Here is a 17,538-nt window from a genome sequence, read left to right as displayed (position 1 = left end):
GCGGCGTCACATCCGGCAGTCCGGGGACGGGGCGCGGAACGCCTCCGCCGCCGGGATGGTCTTGAGGATCTTCACGTAGTCCCACTCCTCGGTCACCTCGGCGGCCGGCTTGACCTGGGCGAGGTAGGCGTCGTGCACCACCCGGTGATCCTCGGCGCGGATCTTGCCGTTGCGGAGGAAGATGTCGTCGACGGTCTTGCCCTCCAGGGCCTTGACGATGGTGTCCGCGTCGTCGGTTCCGGCGGCCTGCACCGCCTCGAGGTACTGGGTGGCGGCCGAGTAGTTGGCGGCGTGGGCGAAGGTGGGGCGGGTGCCGGTCTCCGCCTTGAACCGGTCGGCGAACTCCCGGTTGCGCTGGTCGAAGTTCCAGTACCAGGCATCGGTGTAGGTGGTGCCGGCGAGCGCGTCGGGGGTGAGCGAGTGGATGTCGGTGAGGAACATCAGCCCCACCGCCAGCCCGACGCCCTTCTCCCGGAGCTTGAACTCGTTGTACTGCTTGACCACGTTGACCAGTTCGGCCCCGGCCTGCATGGTGCCGAGCACGTCCGGCTTCGGGTTCAGCGTCGGTGCCTTCAGCAGGTACGTCGAGTAGTCACCGCTGGTGTTCGGGAACGGCGCGGCGTCCTTCGCCACCACCCTTCCGCCGGCTGCGGTGATCGCGTTCGAGAAGCTGCGCTCCATGTCCTGCCCGAACTGGTAGTTCGGGTAGAGCACGTACCAGTTCTTCGCGCCCTGCTCGGTGGTGTTCCGCCCGGTGCCGTTGGCCAACATGTACGTGTCGTACGCGTAGTGGAAGGTGTACCTGTTGCACTTCGCGCCGGTGAGCGTGGTGGTGGCCGCGCCGATGTTGAAGTAGAGCTTCTTCTTCTCCTTCGCCACGTCGGCCACCTTCTCCGCCGCCGACGAGGTGGGCACGTCGAGGATCAGGTCGACGTTCTTGCGGTCGTACATCTCCGCGGCCTTGGTGTTGGCGATGTCCGGCTTGTTCTGGTGGTCGGCGGTCTCCACGGTGATGTTCTCCGTCACCGCGTCGTCGCCGTACTTCTTCCTGAAGTCGGCGATCGCCATCTCCACGGCCTTCACCGAGTTCTTGCCGGACAGTTCGAGGTAGACGCCGGACTGGTCGTTGAGCACACCCAGCACGATCCGGTCGCCGCTGAGCTTCCCGTCGCCCGAGGACCGCGGCCCTCCCCCGCCACAGCCGGCCACCAGGAGCGCGGCCGCCGACCCGGCGGCCACCAACTTGGTCCTGCGCATGGTCATCCCTCCATCCGCGCGGCGCGCGGGTCGTTGTCAGATGCCGAGGTACGACAGCAGTTCGCGCTCCCGCGAACGCACCTCGGAGTTGTCCATCGCCTCCACGACGCGTCCCTCGGCCAGCAGGTAGTGCCGGTCGGCGACGCCGGTGGCGAAGTGCAGGTTCTGCTCGACCAGCAGCACGGTCACTCCGTGCTCCTTGGCCTGCCGCAGGATGTCGCCGACCTGCCCCACCAGCAGTGGCGAGAGTCCCTCGGTCGGTTCGTCGCAGAGCAGCAGCCGCGCGCCCATCCGCAGCACCCGGGCCAGGGCCAGCATCTGCTGCTCGCCGCCGGAGAGCTGGGTCGCGGCCGAGTCACGGCGGGCGTACAGGGCGGGGAACGCCTCGTAGACCCGCTCCAGCGGCCACGGGTCGGGACCGACCGTCGGCGGCAGCGTCAGGTTCTCGGTGACGCTCAGCGTGGCGTACGCCCCCCGGTCGTCGGGGACCCAGCCGAGGCCGAGCCGGGCCCGACGGTGGGCCGGAAGCCGGTCGACGTCCCGGCCGTCCAGGGTGATCGTGCCGCTGCGGCCGGGGTGCAGCCCCATCACGCAACGCAGCAGGGTCGACTTGCCGGCCCCGTTGCGCCCCACCAGGGTGACCACCTCCCCGGCGGAGACGGCGAGGCTCACCCCGCGCAGCACCCGCGCCTCGCCGTACCATGCGGACAGGTCCTCAACGCGCAGCATCGGTCGCTCCGTCGGTGGCTCCATCGGCGGCTCCCAGGTAGGCGGTGATCACGCGTTCGTCGGCCCGGACCTGCTCGTACGGGCCCTCGACGAGGACCCTGCCGGCCTGGAGCACAGTGACGGTGTCCGCCAGCCGGCCGACCACGCTCATGTTGTGTTCGACCAGCACCACGGTCCGACCGACGCGGACCCGGGCGATCAGTTCGACGGTGCGGTCGACGTCCTCCAGCCCCATCCCGGCAGTCGGCTCGTCGAGCAGCAGCACGCGGGGTTCGAGGGCGAGGGCGATGGCCAGTTCCAGGGCCCGCTTGCGCCCGTACGCGAGGGCGTCGGCCGGAGTCTCGGCCAGGTCGGCGAGACCGACCTCGGCGAGCAGTTCGTCGGCCCGGGTGGTGTAGCGGCGCATCAGGCGCGCCGAGCGCCAGAACCGCCAGCCCAGGCCGCTGGGGCTCTGCAACGCCAGCGTCACGTGTTCGCGGGCGGAGAGCTGGGGGAAGAGGCTGGTGATCTGGAAGGAGCGGGCGACGCCGAGTCGGGCGACCCGCTCCGGTGGCTGGCCGGCGATGTCCCGCCCGTCGAGCAGGATCCGCCCGCCACTGGGGCGCAGGAAGCCGGTGAGCAGGTTGAACAGGGTGGTCTTGCCGGCGCCGTTCGGCCCGACCAGGGCGTGCACGGTGCCCTCGACGACGTCGAGGTCGACCCGGTCCACGGCCCGGAAGCCCCGGAAGTCCCGGGTCAGCCCCTGCGCTGACAGCAGTCCCTGCCCGACCATCGCCACACCCTCCGCCGGTCGACGGCGACGACCGGTCGGTGACCACGGTCACAGGATCGTCGCGTGCAGGAAACCTACGGCGCGGCAGCGACATCGAACTATGTCGTTCTCACCCACATTCCGGTACGACCACCCGGGCCCGCCCACCATGGGGGAGCGGGGCCGGGCGGTCGCCGTACCGACGGCCCACCACGTCGGCATGTGGTGGGGCCACGGGTGCGGTCAGCTGGTGAGGGCGTTCAGCGCGAGGTCCACGTCCTCCTCGGTGGTGTAGACGTGGAAGGACGCCCGGACCCGCCCGGCCCGGACGGCGGCCCGCACGCCGGCCCGCTCCAGCTTCTCCCGCGCCCCGGGCACGTCGACGGTGACGATCGCGCTCTCCCCCGGTGGCTGCCCCAGGCCGCCGAGGAACCGGTTGGCCAGGGCCACGTCGTGATCCCGGATCGCGGGCACGCCGATCTCGGCGAGGAGTTCCAACGCCGGGGCCGCCCCGACGTAGCAGAACCAGGCCGGGGAGATGTCGAACCGCCGGGCGTCCTCGGCCAGGCGCAGCGGTGGCCCGTAGTAGGAGCCGTCCGGGTCGCCGCCGGCGAACCAGCCGGCGGCGTCGGGTCGCATCCGGTCCCGCAACCCCGGTGCCAGGTAGCCGAAGGCCGCGCCGCGCGGGGCGGTCAGCCACTTGTACGCCCCGACCACCACCGCGTCGGCCTGACCGGCGTCGAAGGGCAGCCAGCCGCAGCCCTGGGTGGCGTCCACCGACACCAGCGCACCGTGCGCGCGGGCGGCGGCCACGATCTCGTCGTACGGGGCGATCCGGCCGTCGGCGGACTGCACCAGGCTGAACGCCACCAGGTCGGTGCGGTCGTCGATGGCCTCGACCAGCTTCTCCAGCGGCACCGTCCGCACCTCGACGCCCCGGTCCTCCTGCACCAGCCACGGGAAGAGGTTGCTGATGAACTCGACCTCCGGCACCACCACCCGCGCGCCCGGGGGCAACGCCGCGGCGACCGGGGCCAGCAGTTGGGACACCGTGCTCCCGATCGCCACGTCCCCGGCCGGTACGTCCACCAGCCGGGCGAACGCCGCCCGCGACCGTTCGGCCGCCGCGTTCCACACATCCACGACGTTGTGTCCGACCCGCCACCGGGCCAGCGACTCCTGGACGGCCGTCCAGGTCGGTTCGGCCGGCAGCCCGTAGGTGGCGGTGTTCAGCCACCCGGGCTCCGGCTGCCACAGCTTCCGCGCCTCGTCCAGATCCATGCGTCCGACGCTAGCCGCGCAGGCAGGGCACGGTCACAGCCAATTACCCGTCCCTGGCTCCGGTGCGCACGGTCGTCGCGGGTGCCGCCGGTGTGGCCCAGGACGCCGACCGGCGGCCCACCCACCGGTCACGCCCACGCCCCCGCCCAGCGGGACGGTGGGGGTCCGGAGACTGTGGAGCTGCCCGCACAGACGGGGCAGCGGACGGCGCCAGCCCGGCCTGGCGGACAGCGGACAGCGGACGGCCCGGGGTCGCGCGGGTTCAGCTCACGTTCGCCGGGCCGAGCACGCTCTTCAGGTCCCCCATCAGCGCGGTGGTGGCGGCCACCCGGAACGGACCGAGCCGCAGCGTGGTGACCTTGCCGCCGTTGAGGAGCTTCACGTGCACCTCGGTGTCGCCGGGATGCAGCACCAGGGTCTCCTTGAGCCGCTCCACCAGGGGCGGGGTGCACCGGTGCACCGGAATGGTCAGGGTGACCGGCTTGCTGGCCGGGTTGCTGGTGACGTCGGGCAGCTGCATGTCCATGGCCATGATCCGGGGGGTGTCGTCGCGGCGGTCCACCCGTCCCTTGACCACCACGATCGCGTCCTCGGCGATGTACTGGCCGATCACCTCGTAGGTGTTGGGGAAGAACAGTGTCTCCACCCCGCCGGCCAGGTCCTCCAGGGTGGCCGACGCCCAGGCCCGGCCCTGCTTGGTGACCCGGCGCTGCACCCCGGAAAGGATGCCGGCGAGGGTGACCACCGCCCCGTCCGGCACCGAGCCCTCCTCCGAGAGCGCGACGATGGTGCAGTCCGCCGCCGCGCCGAGGACGTGTTCCAGCCCGAACAGCGGGTGGTCGGAGACGTAGAGGCCGAGCATCTCCCGCTCGAAGGCGAGCTTGTCCCGCTTGTCCCACTCCCCCTCGCCGATCACCGGCATCACGGTCGTGCTGGTGGTGTCGGTGTCCCCGAACCCGGCGCCGAAGAGGTCGTACTGGCCGACCGCCTCCTTGCGCTTGACGTCGGCGTACGCGTCGATCGCCTCGGCGTGCACGGCGAGCAGGCCCTTGCGGGAGTGGCCGAGCGCGTCGAACGCCCCGGCCTTGATCAGGGATTCGATGGTCTTCTTGTTGCAGACCACCGCGTCGACCTTCGACAGGAAGTCGTAGAAGTCGGCGTACTCGCCCTTCTCCTCCCGGCAGCGCATGACCGAGGCCACCACGTTCGCGCCGACGTTGCGGACCGCCGCGAGCCCGAACCGGATGTCCTTCCCGACCGGGGTGAACGGCCCGGCGGAGGTGTTCACGTCCGGCGGCAGGACCTGGATCCGCATCCGTCGGCACTCGGAGAGGTAGAGCGCCATCTTGTCCTTGTCGTCACCGACCGAGGTGAGCAGCGCGGCCATGTACTCGGCCGGGTAGTGCGCCTTGAGGTACGCCGTCCAGTAGGAGACCAGCCCGTACGCGGCGGAGTGCGCCTTGTTGAAGGCGTACCCGGCGAACGGGACCAGCACGTCCCACACCGCCTGGATCGCCTCGTCGGAGTAGCCGCGCTCGCGGCAGCCGTCCCGGAACGGGACGAACTCCTTGTCGAGGATCTCCTTCTTCTTCTTGCCCATCGCCCGGCGGAGCAGGTCGGCCTGGCCGAGGCTGTAGCCGGCGAGGATCTGTGCGGCGCGCTGCACCTGCTCCTGGTAGACGATCAGGCCGTGGGTGGGGGCGAGGACCTCCCGCAGCGGCTCCTCCAGCTCCGGGTGGATCGGGGTGACCTCCTGGAGGCCGTTCTTGCGCAGCGCGTAGTTGGTGTGCGAGTCGGCGCCCATCGGGCCGGGCCGGTACAGCGCGATGACCGCGGAGATGTCCTCGAAGTTGTCCGGCTTCATCATCCGCAGCAGCGACCGCAGCGGCCCGCCGTCGAGCTGGAACACGCCGAGCGTGTCGCCCCGGGCCAGCAACTCGTAGGCGAGCTTGTCGTCCAGCGACAGGGCCAGCAGGTCGAGCTTCTCGCCGTGGTTGAGCTCGATGTTCTTGACCGCGTCGTCGATGATCGTCAGGTTGCGCAGGCCGAGGAAGTCCATCTTCAACAGCCCGAGCGACTCGCACGTCGGGTAGTCGAACTGGGTGATGATCACGCCGTCGGAGTCCCGGCGCATCAGCGGGATGTGCTCGATGATCGGCTCGGCCGACATGATGACGCCGGCGGCGTGCACACCGGTCTGCCGGATCAGCCCCTCGATGCCCTTGGCGGTGTCGATCACCTTGCGGACGTCCGGGTCGGACTCGTACAGGCCCCGGATCTCGCCGGCCTCGGCGTACCGGGGGTGCTTCGGGTCGAAGATGCCACCGAGCGGGATGTCCTTGCCCATCACCGCCGGGGGCATCGCCTTGGTGATCCGGTCGCCCACCGCGTACGGGTAGCCGAGTACCCGGGCCGAGTCCTTGATCGCGGCCTTCGCCTTGATCGTGCCGAAGGTGGCGATCTGCGCGACCTTGTCCTCGCCCCACTTGTCGGTGACGTACTTGATCACCTCACCGCGCCGGCGCTCGTCGAAGTCGATGTCGACGTCCGGCATGGAGACCCGCTCGGGGTTGAGGAACCGCTCGAAGATCAGGCCGTGCGGGATCGGGTCCAGGTCGGTGATGCCCAGCGCGTACGCGACCAGCGAACCGGCCGCCGAGCCCCGGCCCGGACCGACCGCGATGCCCTGGTTCTTCGCCCACTGGATGAAGTCGGCGACCACGAGGAAGTACGACGGGAAGCCCATCTGGATGATGACGCCCAGTTCGTACTCGGCCTGGACGACGTGCCCCTCCGGGATCCCACCGGGGAAGCGGCGGGCCAGCCCCTTGAAGGTCTCCTTGCGGAACCAGGACTCCTCGCTCTCCCCCTCCGGCACCGGGAAGCGCGGCATCAGGTTGTGGAACTCGAACATGCCGGCCGGGTCGACCCGCTCGGCGACCAGCAGGGTGTTGCGGCAGCCCTCCAGCCACACGTCCGAGCCGTCGACCGCGCGCATCTCCTCGGCGGACTTGATGAAGTAGCCGCTGCCGCCGAACTTGAACCGGTTCGGGTCGGCGATGTTGCTGCCGGTCTGGACGCAGAGCAGCACGTCGTGCGACTCGGCCTGCGCCTCGTGGGTGTAGTGCGAGTCGTTGGTGACCACCGGCGGGATGGCCAGCTTCCGGCCGATCTCCAGCAGGCCGTCGCGGACCCGCTTCTCGATGTCGAGGCCGTGGTCCATCAGCTCCAGGAAGTAGTTCTCCCGGCCGAAGATCTCCTGGTACTTCGCCGCCGCCTCCAGGGCCTGAGCGTCGTGGCCGAGCCGCAGCCGGGTCTGCACCTCACCCGACGGGCAGCCGGTGGTGGCCATCAGGCCCTCGGCGTGTGCGGCGATCAGTTCGGTGTCCATCCGGGGCCACTTGACGAAGAACCCCTCGGTGTACGCCTTGGAGGTGAGCGTGAAGAGGTTGTGCAGGCCGGTCTTGTTGCGCGCCCAGATGGTCTTGTGGGTGTAGCCACCGCTACCGGAGACGTCGTCGCTCTTCTGCTCCGGCCGGCCCCACTTGACCCGCTTCTTGTGGAAGCGCGACTCCGGCGCCACGTACGCCTCGATGCCGAGCACCGGGGTGATCCCGGCGGCCATGGCCTGTTTGTAGAAGTCGTGCGCGCCGTGCATGTTGCCGTGGTCGGTCATCGCCACCGCCGGCATACCCAGTCGGCTCGCCTCGGCGAAGAGGTCCTTGAGCCGGGCCGCACCGTCGAGCATCGAGTACTCCGTGTGCACGTGCAGATGCGCGAACGAATCGGCCATGCAGAGCGCCCCCCGGGTCTGATCTTCGGCAGTCGGCCTAGCCTAGCCCCGCCCCGAGAGGCGTCTCCAGCACGCCGCGCGGAGCGCCGACGCCGGTGGTGCCGGTCACCGGCGACGGGCGGTCGCCGACAGTCGGGTGCCGGACCCGGACCGGCCCCGCCGACGGTGTCCGTCGTAGCCTGGGCCGGACGGCACACACGAGCATGGGACGACCTGATGCCCCTCCCGGACGGTATCGAGGACCTGGCCGGAGCGGCGTCGCGGGGCGACCCGGCGGCACTGGACGCGCTGCTGGCCGCGGTACGCCCCGAGGTGCTCCGCCTCTGCGCCCGGCTGCTGCCCCACCGGGAGGACGCCGAGGAGGCGTGTCAGGACGCCCTGCTCGCGCTGGCCCGGGGCATCACCCGGTTCGAGGGCCGGTCGTCCTTCCACACCTGGGTGTACCGGCTGACCGCCAACCGGGCCCGCTCGACCTACCGGGTGCTGCGGCGCCGGTGGCGGATGGAGGCGGGCGGCGTGCCACTGCCGGAACCGCCCGACCCACGCCGGACGAGCGTGGTCGCCGGCACCCGGCTCGACCTGCTCGACGCGCTCGACGCGGTACGTCCCGAACTCGCCGAGGCGGTTACCCTGCGTGATGTCCTCGGGCTGAGCTACCGGGAGATCGCCGCCCTGCTCGACCTGCCCGAGGGCACCGTCAAGTCGCGGATCCACGAGGCGCGCCGGCAGCTCCGGCTGCGGCTGTCCGGACAGCCGACGGCCGGAGAGGGGCGGTGACCGTGGAAACCGCGCGGGAGGGCGGCGGCCCCACCGGTGGGCGGCCGGCCCGTGACCGGGCGATCCGGCGGCGGGGCGGAGCGCGGGTACGGCTCGTCCCGGCCACGGTGGTCGCCGTGGCGCTGACCGGGGTGGTCGCGGCGTGCGGTGCGGGCGGCGACGTACCCGTCTCGCCACTGCCCGTCCAGCCGCCGTCCGTGGCGCCGACCCGCACCCCGGGGCCACCGGTGCCGTCCGCGACGTCCGCCGCACCGCCGCCGACGGCGGGCAGACCGGTCGTCGTCCCCACGTCGCGACGCCCCGCCCCGGCTCCGTCCACGCGTACGCCGACCGCGACCGTGTCGCCGACCGGCCTGCCCGACTCCTGCCACGGCGCGGTCCGCTACGACCTGGTGCTGGCCGAGACCGAGTTGGCGCTGGTGACGTCGCTCTGCTTCGCCACCGGCGCGGTGCTGCGGATCATCGGGATCGGTCCCGGCGAGGTGACCGTGGACCGGGAGGACCTGGTTTCCCGCAGCTACGCGGGCGGGGTGGTGGACATCCGGTTCGTCCGTCCGGGCACGGTGACGGTGCTGATTCCGCAGGAGGGCATGACCTACCCGATCACGGTGGTGGTGCGGTGAGCGGCGGGCCTACCGCACCCGCACCCCGGCGAGCAGCCGGTCGACGAATTCCGCGCCGCTGCCCGGCGGGGGTACGACCTGCACGTAGATCAGGCCGGCACGGTCGGGGCCGAGCCCGGCCGCCTCAACGATGACGGGCCTGCCCAGGTCGCACGTGAACAGGGCCACCACCCAGTCCACGCCCGCCTGGCGGGTGCGCCGTACGGGCGCGGCGGCGCAGGCCGCGTGCGGACGTTCGGCGACGAAGCCGGCGGGGGTGGTCCGCGCGGCGATGCTGGCGGAGAGGCCGACGAAGGCACCCGGCACCGTCGGGTCCGTCGCCCACCGGTACGGGTCGGGCGACACCAGCAGGGCAGGTTCCAGGTCCCCGTCGTCACCGTACTGGCCGGCCCAGCCGGTGCCGACGGCCCGCCATCCGGGGGGCGACACGACCGTGATCGGCCCGCTCGTCCAGGTGTCCGCGTCGCGGCGGACGGTCGCGGTGTCCCCGGTCAGGGTGCCGACCGCCACGAGCACCGCCACGCCCACCGCGATGGCCCCGAACCGCCGTCGTCCGGCCGGCCGCGCTCCGGACAGCCCGGTACCGCCGGCTCCCGACGTCGAGGGGGACGCGACCGGCCGATCCCCGGAGCGGGATCCGGACCAGCCGGACTCCGGCCCGGGGGCGGACCGACCGGCCCCCGGCCCGGGAGCAGCGCAGCCGGACCCCGGCCCGGGAGCGGACCGACCGTCCCCCGGCCCGGACCGGCACGCGGGCGCGGCGGCGGCGTGTCGCAGGGCGGCGCGGAAGGCGGCGGCGTCGTCGTGGCGGTCGGCCGGCCGGGGCGCGGTGGCGCGGCGCAGCACGTCCGCCACCTGCTGCGGGACGCCCTCGCGCAGCCGGACCGCCTCACCCTGAACCGACGGAACCGGGGTGTCCCGGTGGGTGTCCGGCCGGAGGAGCCGGACGCCGAGGCGGCCCAGCCCGTACACGTCGGCGCGGGTGTCGACGACCGCGAACGGATCGTCCTGTTCCGGTGCCATGTAGCCGGGGGTGCCGGCCCGGGCGGTGAGACCGGAGGCGGCGGCGAGCGCCTTGGCCAGGCCGAGATCGGCGATCAGCACCCGCTCGCCGTCGGGGTGGGAGCGGAACAGGATGTTGCCGGGCGTCAGGTCGCGGTGCACCACACCGTTGCGGTGCAGCACGGCGACGCCGGCGGCGATCTCGGACAGCAGGTCCAGGGCGGCCGACACGGGCAGCGGGCCGGCCGCCAGCCGGTCGCGCAGGCTGCCGCCGTCGGCCAGGGCCATCACCGAGTACGGCCGCCCGTCGGCCAGTTCCCCGATCGCGTGGATCCGGACCAGCCGCTCGTCGTCGAGCCGGCGCAGCAGGCGGGCCTCGTCGAGGAACCGCTCCCGGACCCGCAGGTCGTGGTGCCAGTTCTCGGCCAGCACCTTGATCGCGACCGAGGAGTCGAGCACCGGGTCGTGGCCCAGCCAGACCGTCGCGAACGAGCCGACGCCGAGCAGCCGCTCGATCCGGTAGGACCCGATCCGTTCCGGACTGGTCACCGCACCACCCCCGCCGCCGGTACCCCTGCGTCGCCGCCGCGCTCGACAGTAGACGGACCGGCGAGCCGTCGGCAGCACCCCGCCGGCTCCGCGCGGCCGTCGCCGCACGGCCGCCGGCCGCGTCCCCCGTCGGCCGCGGCCGACGCCCGTGACACCCGTGACGTCCGGGCCCGCGCCCACCCTCCCGCGTCGAACACACTGATACAGGCCGGCACGACGATGTACCGCTGGACAATGCTGTGTGCCACACACTATCGTGTGACGCATGGTCAGCGATGAGATCCTGCGAACGCACCTCCAGGAGTTGCGTCGGGGCACCGTGGTGGTGGCGAGCCTGGTCGCCCTGCGCCGCCCCGACTACGGCTACGCGCTGCTGCAACGCCTCTCCGCCCACGGCTTCCCGGTCGACGCCAACACGCTCTACCCGCTGCTGCGGCGGTTGGAGGAGCAGGGGCTGCTGACCAGCGAGTGGAACACCGAGGAGAGCCGCCCCCGCAAGTTCTACCGGACCAGTGAGGAGGGCGATTCCGTGCTGGGCCGGCTCCTGGACGATTTCGCCACCGTGCAGACCTCGCTGACCGGACTGATCGAAGGAGTCGACCGATGACGTCCCTGACCGAGCGGTACCTCGCCGCCACCCTGCGCTCGGTGCCGGTCGCGCGGCGCGAGGAGATCGCCACCGAACTGCGTGCCTCGATCGACGACATGATCGAGGCCCGGACGGCGGACGGGCGGGACACCGCCACCGCCGAACGGGAGGTGCTCACCGAACTGGGCGACCCGGCACAGCTCGCCGCCCGCTACGCCGACCGCCGGCTGTACCTCATCGGCCCGACCCACTTCCTGGCCTGGGAACGGGTGCTGAAGCGCTGGCTCAGCTTCCTGCCGGCGACCGTCGGCACGATCGTCGGGCTGATCGAGGCCATCGACGGCAACGCCGGTGGGGCGATCGGTGAGGGCGTCACCAGCGCCCTCTGGACCGCGGTGCAGGTCACCTTCTGGGTCACCCTGGTCTTCGCGGTGCTGGAGCGCACCAACGTCACCCCGAACCTCCCGGAGTGGACCGTGGACCGGCTGCCGGAGGATCGGGAGGACCGGCAGATCCCGCTGACCGACACCGGCGCGTCGATCGGCTGGCTCGTGCTCGTCATCGCCTACCTGCCCTGGCAGCACTACCGCTCCTTCGTCTCCGACGGCGAGGGCGGTGACGTGCCGATCCTCGACCCGGCCCTGTGGAGCTTCTGGCTGCCGTACCTGATCGCCGTCCTGGTCGCCTGCATCGGTTTCGAGATCGTCAAGTACCGGGTCGGGCGCTGGACGTGGCCGCTAGTCGCCGGGAAGGTGCTGCTGGACCTGGCGTTCGCGGTGCCGCTGGTCTGGCTGCTGCTGACCGACCGGCTGATCAACCCCGACCTCGTGGAGCGTCTGCGCTGGCTCGGTGAGGGCGACAACCTGACCACCGTCGCCACCGTCGTGGCCGTCGGCACGGTGCTGGTCATTCTCTGGGACATCGTCGAGAGCGTCGTCAAGGCGTACCGCAGCCGTACCTGATCCGTACCCGAACCGGTCCGGCACGTCACGGGGCGTGCCGGACCGGTTCGCGTACCCGGGGAGGTCGCGCCGTAGCGTGGTGGTCTAGGGTCACCGGGTGACTGCCGGGTCGGCCATGGGCCACGAACGCGTGAGGTTCCCGGCCCTGGCGTGACCGCCGGGTCGGCGAGAGGGCCACCTCTCCCCCGTTTCCTCCGTCAGCTCCACCACCCACGGCTCCGCCCTGCCCGACCACGGGCCCGGCGCGCAGCCGCATCCTCCCGCCGCGCCGGTGCGCGACGCGCACCGGCGGCCGGCGACCCCTGACGCGGAAAAGAAGGAACGGGAATTGCCGAACCACTTCAACGACGCCATCATCGACGAGTTCCGGGCCACCAACGGGCGGGTCGGCGGCATGTTCGCCGACAGCCGGCTCCTGCTGCTCACCACCACCGGGGCACGGACCGGGCGACCGCACACCACCCCACTGGGCTACCTCCCGGACAGCGGGGACCGGCTGCTGGTCGTCGCCTCGGCGGGCGGCTCACCCCGGCACCCGGCCTGGTACCACAACATCCGGGCCGACCCCCGAGTCACCGTCGAGAACGGTGTGGCCACCTACCGGGCCGAGGCGAGCGTCCTCACCGGCGCCGAGCGGGACCGCATCTTCGCCCGGATCGTCGAGGTCGCCCCGGGCTACGCCGACTACCAGTCGCGGACGACCCGGGTCATCCCGGTGGTCGCCCTGACCGAGGTGGTTCCCGGACGACCGAACGCCTCCTCGTTCGGCGAGGGACTCCGGCTCGTCCACGACGCGTTCCGGCGGGAACTCGCCACGATCCGCCGTGAGGTCGCCGAGTCGGGACCGGGCCTCGGCGCCCAACTCCGGATCAACTGCCTGGCCCTCTGCCAGGGGCTCGAGTACCACCACCGGATCGAGGACGACGGGATCTTCCCGGCCCTGGCCGGTCAGCCCGGCAGCGCCGACGTCCTGGACCGGCTCCGGGTCGAACACGAACGGATCGCCGACCTCCTCGCCCAGCTCCAACGGCTGCTCGCCGACACCGCCGTCGACACGGCACGGTTGCGCGCCGAGGTCGACCGGCTCACCGGCGAGCTGGAGGCACACCTGACGTACGAGGAGGACCATCTCATCCCGCTGATGGACGACCCCGCAGCGGGCTGAGCCGACGCCGTGCCCCGGAGTCCGGCCCCGGTCGGACTCCGGGGCGTAGCCGAACCCTCGACCATGGGTATCTCCTGCCGTCACGCCACCGCCCGACCGGTGCACAATTCCTGGCCGGGTGGACTGGCCGAACACTCTGGACAGTTGCCGGACGCCGCCCAGATCATGAAGCGAACCGGTCTGGTGGCGTGCGGAGCTCCACCGACTCCGCCACCCTCCTGAACAGGTGAACCGTCTTGACCATCGCCGATCTGCGCACCGACTGGAAGATCTTCCGACAGACGATGCGGGACTCCACCCTCAAGGAGGCCCTGGTCGACAGCGCCGAGTACATCCGGATCCGCCGCCACGAGCGGCGGGAACGCTTCGACGAGCGGTTCGGCACCGAGACCAACGGCATCGTCGGCCTGGCCGACATCGACAGCATCGGGACGCACCAGGAGGAGGCCTCCCACTACCTGCCCACCCGCAAGCAGGAGTTCGACCGGATGATGGCCACGGTCGGCCAGATCGACCACGGCGAGCACGTCTTCGTCGATCTGGGCTGCGGCAAGGGGCGGGTCGTGCTGCTCGCGGCGGAGCAGCCGTACAAGAAGGTGGTCGGGGTGGACTTCTCCCCCTCCTTCATCGGGCAGGCCAAGGAGAACGTCGAGCGCTACACCGGGCCGGTGGCGTGCCGGGAGATCGAACTGCTCGCCGTCGACGCGGTCGACTTCGTGGTTCCCCCGGAGAACCTGATCGTCTACCTGTTCTCCCCGTTCGGGCCGCCCGTCTTCGACACCGTGATGCGCAACCTGGTCGCCGCGACGAAGAAGCGGAAGCAGAAGATCACCATCGTGTACTACTCCCCCGACTACGACGACGTGGTCCGCGAGGCGGGCTTCAGCCTCGTCGCGCAGGGCAAGGGCGACCACTGGCCGTGGAGCGTCTACTCGGTGGGCGAGTCGGCCTGATCCGCCCCTCGACCGGGCGCGGTGGTGGCTCACCCGCTGCCGGCGGGTGCCGGACGGACCGGTGGGGCGGCCGGTGGGACCGTCACACCGGACGTCGCGTCTCCCACTCGCGGTCGAGCATCGCGTAGACCACCTCGTCGGTCCACTCGCCCTTGACGAACTCGCTCTCCCGCAGGTGCGCCTCGCGGCGCATGCCCAGCCGCTCCAGCACCCGCGCCGAGGCGGTGTTACGGGCGTCCAGCCGGCCGACGACCCGGTGCAGCCCGAGCAGGTCGAAGCCGACCTCCATCATCATCCGGGCCGCCTCGGTCGCGTAGCCCCGGCCGCCGTGGTCGGGGTGGAAGACGTAGCCGACCTCCCCCTGCCGGTGCTCGACGCTGACCCAGAACAGCAGGACGTCCCCGACGAGCTGGCCGGTCTCCCGGACCACCACGGCCAGGTCGAGCACGTCACCGGAGGCCCGCAGGGCGGTCCGCCGTTGCTTGCGGGCCAGCGCCTCCCGGGTCGCCTCCTCGTCGTGCGGCTCCCAGTAGAGATAGCGGGCGACGTCCGCGCGGGACTGGTATGCGTGCAGCGCCGCGAAGTCGCCCTCCGTGAACGGACGCAGGTCGAGCCGCTCGGTACGGATCGGGTAGTCGGGATTCAGCACCCCGGCAGGGTACGCCTCACGCCGCCACAACGAGGCACCGCTACCAAGGACCTTGCGGCGATCCACGCCACAGGCCACCGCCCGGCGCACCCCCAAGCTCGATCTACAGGAAAGCACCCGCATCAGGCACCGCACAAACACGACCCCTACAAGCCAAGCCGCTGGCAGAAAGCACCAAAATTAGGTGCCACTTCACGCCAGCCATCTGGCGCCAAGTATATGATCCGGGGATTTTCACTACAGGAACGGTAGTCAAGGGCCACTGATATGTCGATCCCAAGCGAGCCCACCAGAACCGCAAGCGCAGGATCAACACCAACCCCGCCACCACCAAAAAGCTCTTCCTCGATTTCCATCGGCAACTTCGCTTGAAATAGCTATTCTGCCTAGCCATCGTTGCAAGGTCATAAAATTGCGGCCAGTCCGGCTCGTCACCGAAAACTCCCCGAATAAGATCGACCGATCTCGGCGGGTTCCACCGCCCTTCGCGAATGGCACGCAGTAGAGCAGCGGGCAGAGGGAGCCCTCCCACGCTAGCAAAAGAATCTTCCATCTAGCCAGCCGCCTTCATCCCGGTGGCCCTTCTTATTGCACCCATAATGGCATCTCGAGGTTCCAGCGGAGCTGCCCGGCCACCAAAGTTACGCTGATTTACACTACAAGAATTCCACCGCATTCGCAAAAGCGGAAAAGACCTTCCGGAAACAGAAAAACGGCGGCGGCACCGAAGTTCGGTGCCGCCGCCGTCGAGCAGGAAAAGGAAGCTGCGGGAATCAGCCCACGGCCGCCATGACCTCGTCGGAGATGTCGAAGTTGGCGTAGACGTTCTGCACGTCGTCGCAGTCCTCGAGGACGTCGATGAGCTTGAAGACCTTGCGCGCGCCCTCCTCGTCCAGCGGGACGTTCACGCTGGGGATCAGGGCGGACTCGGCGGACTCGTACTCGATGCCGGCGTCCTGGAGGGCGGTGCGCACGGCGATCAGGTCACCCGGCTCGGAAACCACCTCGAAGGCTTCGCCCAGGTCGTTGACCTCCTCGGCCCCGGCGTCGAGGACGGCCAGCATCACGTCATCCTCGCTGGTGTCGGCCTTCGGCACGATCACCACACCCTTGCGGGAGAACATGTACGACACCGAGCCGGCGTCGGCGAAGGAGCCGCCGTTGCGGGTCAGCGCCGTCCGCACCTCGGTCGCCGCGCGGTTGCGGTTGTCGGTCAGGCACTCGATCAGCAGCGCGACGCCGTTCGGGCCGTACCCCTCGTACATGATGGTCTGGTAGTCGGCGCCGCCGGCCTCCAGGCCGGAGCCGCGCTTGACCGCGCGGTCGATGTTGTCGTTCGGTACGGAGTTCTTCTTGGCCTTCTGGATGGCGTCGAAGAGGGTCGGGTTACCGGCCGGGTCGCCGCCACCGGTCCGTGCCGCCACCTCGACGTTCTTGATCAGCTTGGCGAACATCTTGCCGCGCTTGGCGTCGATGACGGCCTTCTTGTGCTTGGTGGTCGCCCACTTTGAGTGGCCGGACATCTCGTACCTCCGTCTGTTGACCCACGCCTGCGTCGACTGCCCGCGCCCACGCCACGGCACCTCGACGCCGGCGGCGGGGGCGGCCGGTCGACTCCGCGTGGAGGGCTACGGCGGGCGATGGCCCTGCCGAACCGCGGCAATCCTACCGAGGTTCCCCAGGTCGCTGTCACACCACCACCACGGGCTGCGGCGAGCGGCCCCAAATCGGCGATGTCGCGGTGTCCCGCGAGGGGAACACCGCGACATCGCCGAAAGACCGCAAAGGGGCCGGCGGAGCGGCCGACGCGCGACGCGGCCGGCGGACGGCCGGTCAGCGGGCGGCGCGGACCAGGTCGACGAAGTACGCGTGCAGCCGCAGGTCGCCGGTCAGCTCCGGGTGGAACGAGGTGGCCAGCAGGTTGCCCTGCCGGACGGCGACGATCCGTCCGGCGGCCGGCCCCTCGGTGACGGTGCCGAGCACCTCGACCTCGTCGCCGACCCGCTCGACCCAGGGGGCCCGGATGAAGACCGCGTGGAACGGCTCCCCCGGGATGCCGGTCAGGGTCACCGGCGCCTCGAACGAGTCGACCTGCCGGCCGAACGCGTTGCGCCGGACGGTCATCTCGACCGCCTCGAAGCCACGCTGGTCGGGGCGGCCGTCGAGCACCTCCCGGGCCAGCATGATCATGCCGGCGCAGGAGCCGTAGACCGGCATGCCGGCGGCGATCCGCTTGTCGATCGGCTCCCGCATCTCGAAGATGTCGGCGAGCTTGCTGATCGTGGTGGACTCCCCGCCGGGGATGACCAGCCCGTCGACCGCGTCCAGTTCCTCGGGGCGGCGGACCGGGCGGGCGTCCGCGCCGCAGCCGGCGAGGGCGTGCACGTGCTCGCGGACGTCGCCCTGGAGCGCGAGCACCCCGATCGTGGGTGCCGTCACCTGCTCACCAACCTTCCCG

Annotated in this window: 16 protein-coding genes; 6 read left to right on the top strand and 10 right to left on the bottom strand. The window is 71.1% G+C overall.

Going from position 1 to position 17,538, the window contains the following annotated elements:
- Positions 1-6 precede the first annotated feature (6 nt).
- From AB0F58_RS19395 to dnaE, 5 genes are all read right to left on the bottom strand, one after another.
- Entirely contained in the window at positions 7-1,263 is a 1,257-nt protein-coding gene (locus tag AB0F58_RS19395) for an ABC transporter substrate-binding protein (RefSeq protein WP_357144377.1), read from the bottom strand.
- A gap of 30 nt (positions 1,264-1,293) precedes the next feature.
- On the bottom strand, positions 1,294-1,986 hold the full coding sequence (locus AB0F58_RS19390; RefSeq protein WP_357144374.1) for an ABC transporter ATP-binding protein: 693 nt from the start codon (positions 1,984-1,986) through the stop codon (positions 1,294-1,296).
- The gene (locus AB0F58_RS19385; RefSeq protein ID WP_357144371.1) at positions 1,973-2,758 is read right to left on the bottom strand and encodes an ABC transporter ATP-binding protein; all 786 of its coding nucleotides are present in this window, start codon (positions 2,756-2,758) and stop codon (positions 1,973-1,975) included. Before AB0F58_RS19385 ends, AB0F58_RS19390 begins: the two co-directional genes overlap by 14 nt.
- A 222-nt stretch (positions 2,759-2,980) precedes the next feature.
- The gene (locus tag AB0F58_RS19380) at positions 2,981-4,018 is read right to left on the bottom strand and encodes an aminotransferase class V-fold PLP-dependent enzyme (RefSeq protein WP_357144367.1); all 1,038 of its coding nucleotides are present in this window, start codon (positions 4,016-4,018) and stop codon (positions 2,981-2,983) included.
- 262 nt (positions 4,019-4,280) lie between these two features.
- A complete protein-coding gene (dnaE, locus tag AB0F58_RS19375) occupies positions 4,281-7,811 on the bottom strand; it encodes a DNA polymerase III subunit alpha (RefSeq protein ID WP_357144364.1) in 3,531 nt (1,176 codons plus the stop codon).
- A gap of 216 nt (positions 7,812-8,027) precedes the next feature.
- Between dnaE and AB0F58_RS19370 the strand changes: the two genes are divergently transcribed.
- The gene (locus tag AB0F58_RS19370) at positions 8,028-8,588 is read left to right on the top strand and encodes an RNA polymerase sigma factor (protein ID WP_357144361.1); all 561 of its coding nucleotides are present in this window, start codon (positions 8,028-8,030) and stop codon (positions 8,586-8,588) included.
- Positions 8,585-9,211, top strand: coding sequence for a hypothetical protein (locus AB0F58_RS19365; protein ID WP_357144358.1), 627 nt, complete (start codon positions 8,585-8,587; stop codon positions 9,209-9,211). Before AB0F58_RS19370 ends, AB0F58_RS19365 begins: the two co-directional genes overlap by 4 nt.
- A gap of 9 nt (positions 9,212-9,220) precedes the next feature.
- On the opposite strand, the gene AB0F58_RS19360 is transcribed toward AB0F58_RS19365, so the two are convergent.
- A complete protein-coding gene (locus AB0F58_RS19360) occupies positions 9,221-10,762 on the bottom strand; it encodes a serine/threonine-protein kinase (RefSeq protein ID WP_357144355.1) in 1,542 nt (513 codons plus the stop codon).
- A 265-nt stretch (positions 10,763-11,027) separates the two neighbouring features.
- On the opposite strand from AB0F58_RS19360, the gene AB0F58_RS19355 reads away from it, so the two are divergent.
- From AB0F58_RS19355 to AB0F58_RS19340, 4 genes are all read left to right on the top strand, one after another.
- Positions 11,028-11,369 (top strand): PadR family transcriptional regulator, encoded by a 342-nt coding sequence (locus AB0F58_RS19355; RefSeq protein WP_357144352.1) that lies wholly within the window; start codon positions 11,028-11,030, stop codon positions 11,367-11,369.
- Positions 11,366-12,313, top strand: coding sequence for a permease prefix domain 1-containing protein (locus AB0F58_RS19350; protein WP_357144349.1), 948 nt, complete (start codon positions 11,366-11,368; stop codon positions 12,311-12,313). The genes AB0F58_RS19355 and AB0F58_RS19350 overlap by 4 nt, the downstream gene beginning before the upstream one ends.
- Positions 12,314-12,641: 328 nt before the next feature.
- Complete coding sequence (locus AB0F58_RS19345; protein WP_357144347.1) at positions 12,642-13,478, top strand: nitroreductase/quinone reductase family protein; 837 nt, start codon at positions 12,642-12,644, stop codon at positions 13,476-13,478.
- A 236-nt stretch (positions 13,479-13,714) separates the two neighbouring features.
- Positions 13,715-14,431, top strand: a complete 717-nt coding sequence (locus AB0F58_RS19340; RefSeq protein WP_357144344.1) for a class I SAM-dependent methyltransferase — start codon at positions 13,715-13,717, stop codon at positions 14,429-14,431.
- Between the two features lie 82 nt (positions 14,432-14,513).
- Here AB0F58_RS19340 and AB0F58_RS19335 read toward each other — a convergent pair whose 3' ends face one another.
- From AB0F58_RS19335 to pdxT, 4 genes are all read right to left on the bottom strand, one after another.
- A complete protein-coding gene (locus tag AB0F58_RS19335; RefSeq protein WP_357144342.1) occupies positions 14,514-15,080 on the bottom strand; it encodes a GNAT family protein in 567 nt (188 codons plus the stop codon).
- 146 nt (positions 15,081-15,226) lie between these two features.
- Positions 15,227-15,436: a hypothetical protein gene (locus AB0F58_RS19330; RefSeq protein WP_357144339.1), complete on the bottom strand. Its 210-nt coding sequence runs from the start codon at positions 15,434-15,436 to the stop codon at positions 15,227-15,229.
- Between the two features lie 417 nt (positions 15,437-15,853).
- Entirely contained in the window at positions 15,854-16,603 is a 750-nt protein-coding gene (locus AB0F58_RS19325; protein ID WP_357144336.1) for a YebC/PmpR family DNA-binding transcriptional regulator, read from the bottom strand.
- 310 nt (positions 16,604-16,913) lie between these two features.
- Positions 16,914-17,519 carry a pyridoxal 5'-phosphate synthase glutaminase subunit PdxT gene (gene pdxT / locus AB0F58_RS19320; protein ID WP_357144333.1) on the bottom strand — a complete coding sequence of 202 codons (606 nt, stop codon included), beginning with the start codon at positions 17,517-17,519 and terminating at the stop codon, positions 16,914-16,916.
- Positions 17,520-17,538 lie beyond the last annotated feature (19 nt).

Origin of the sequence: Micromonospora sp. NPDC023956, assembly GCF_040639195.1 — a bacterium.
Classification (GTDB): Bacteria; Actinomycetota; Actinomycetes; order Mycobacteriales; family Micromonosporaceae; genus Micromonospora.
Note: the sequence above shows the minus strand (reverse complement) of the source record. Positions and strands in the feature narration are given on the sequence as shown.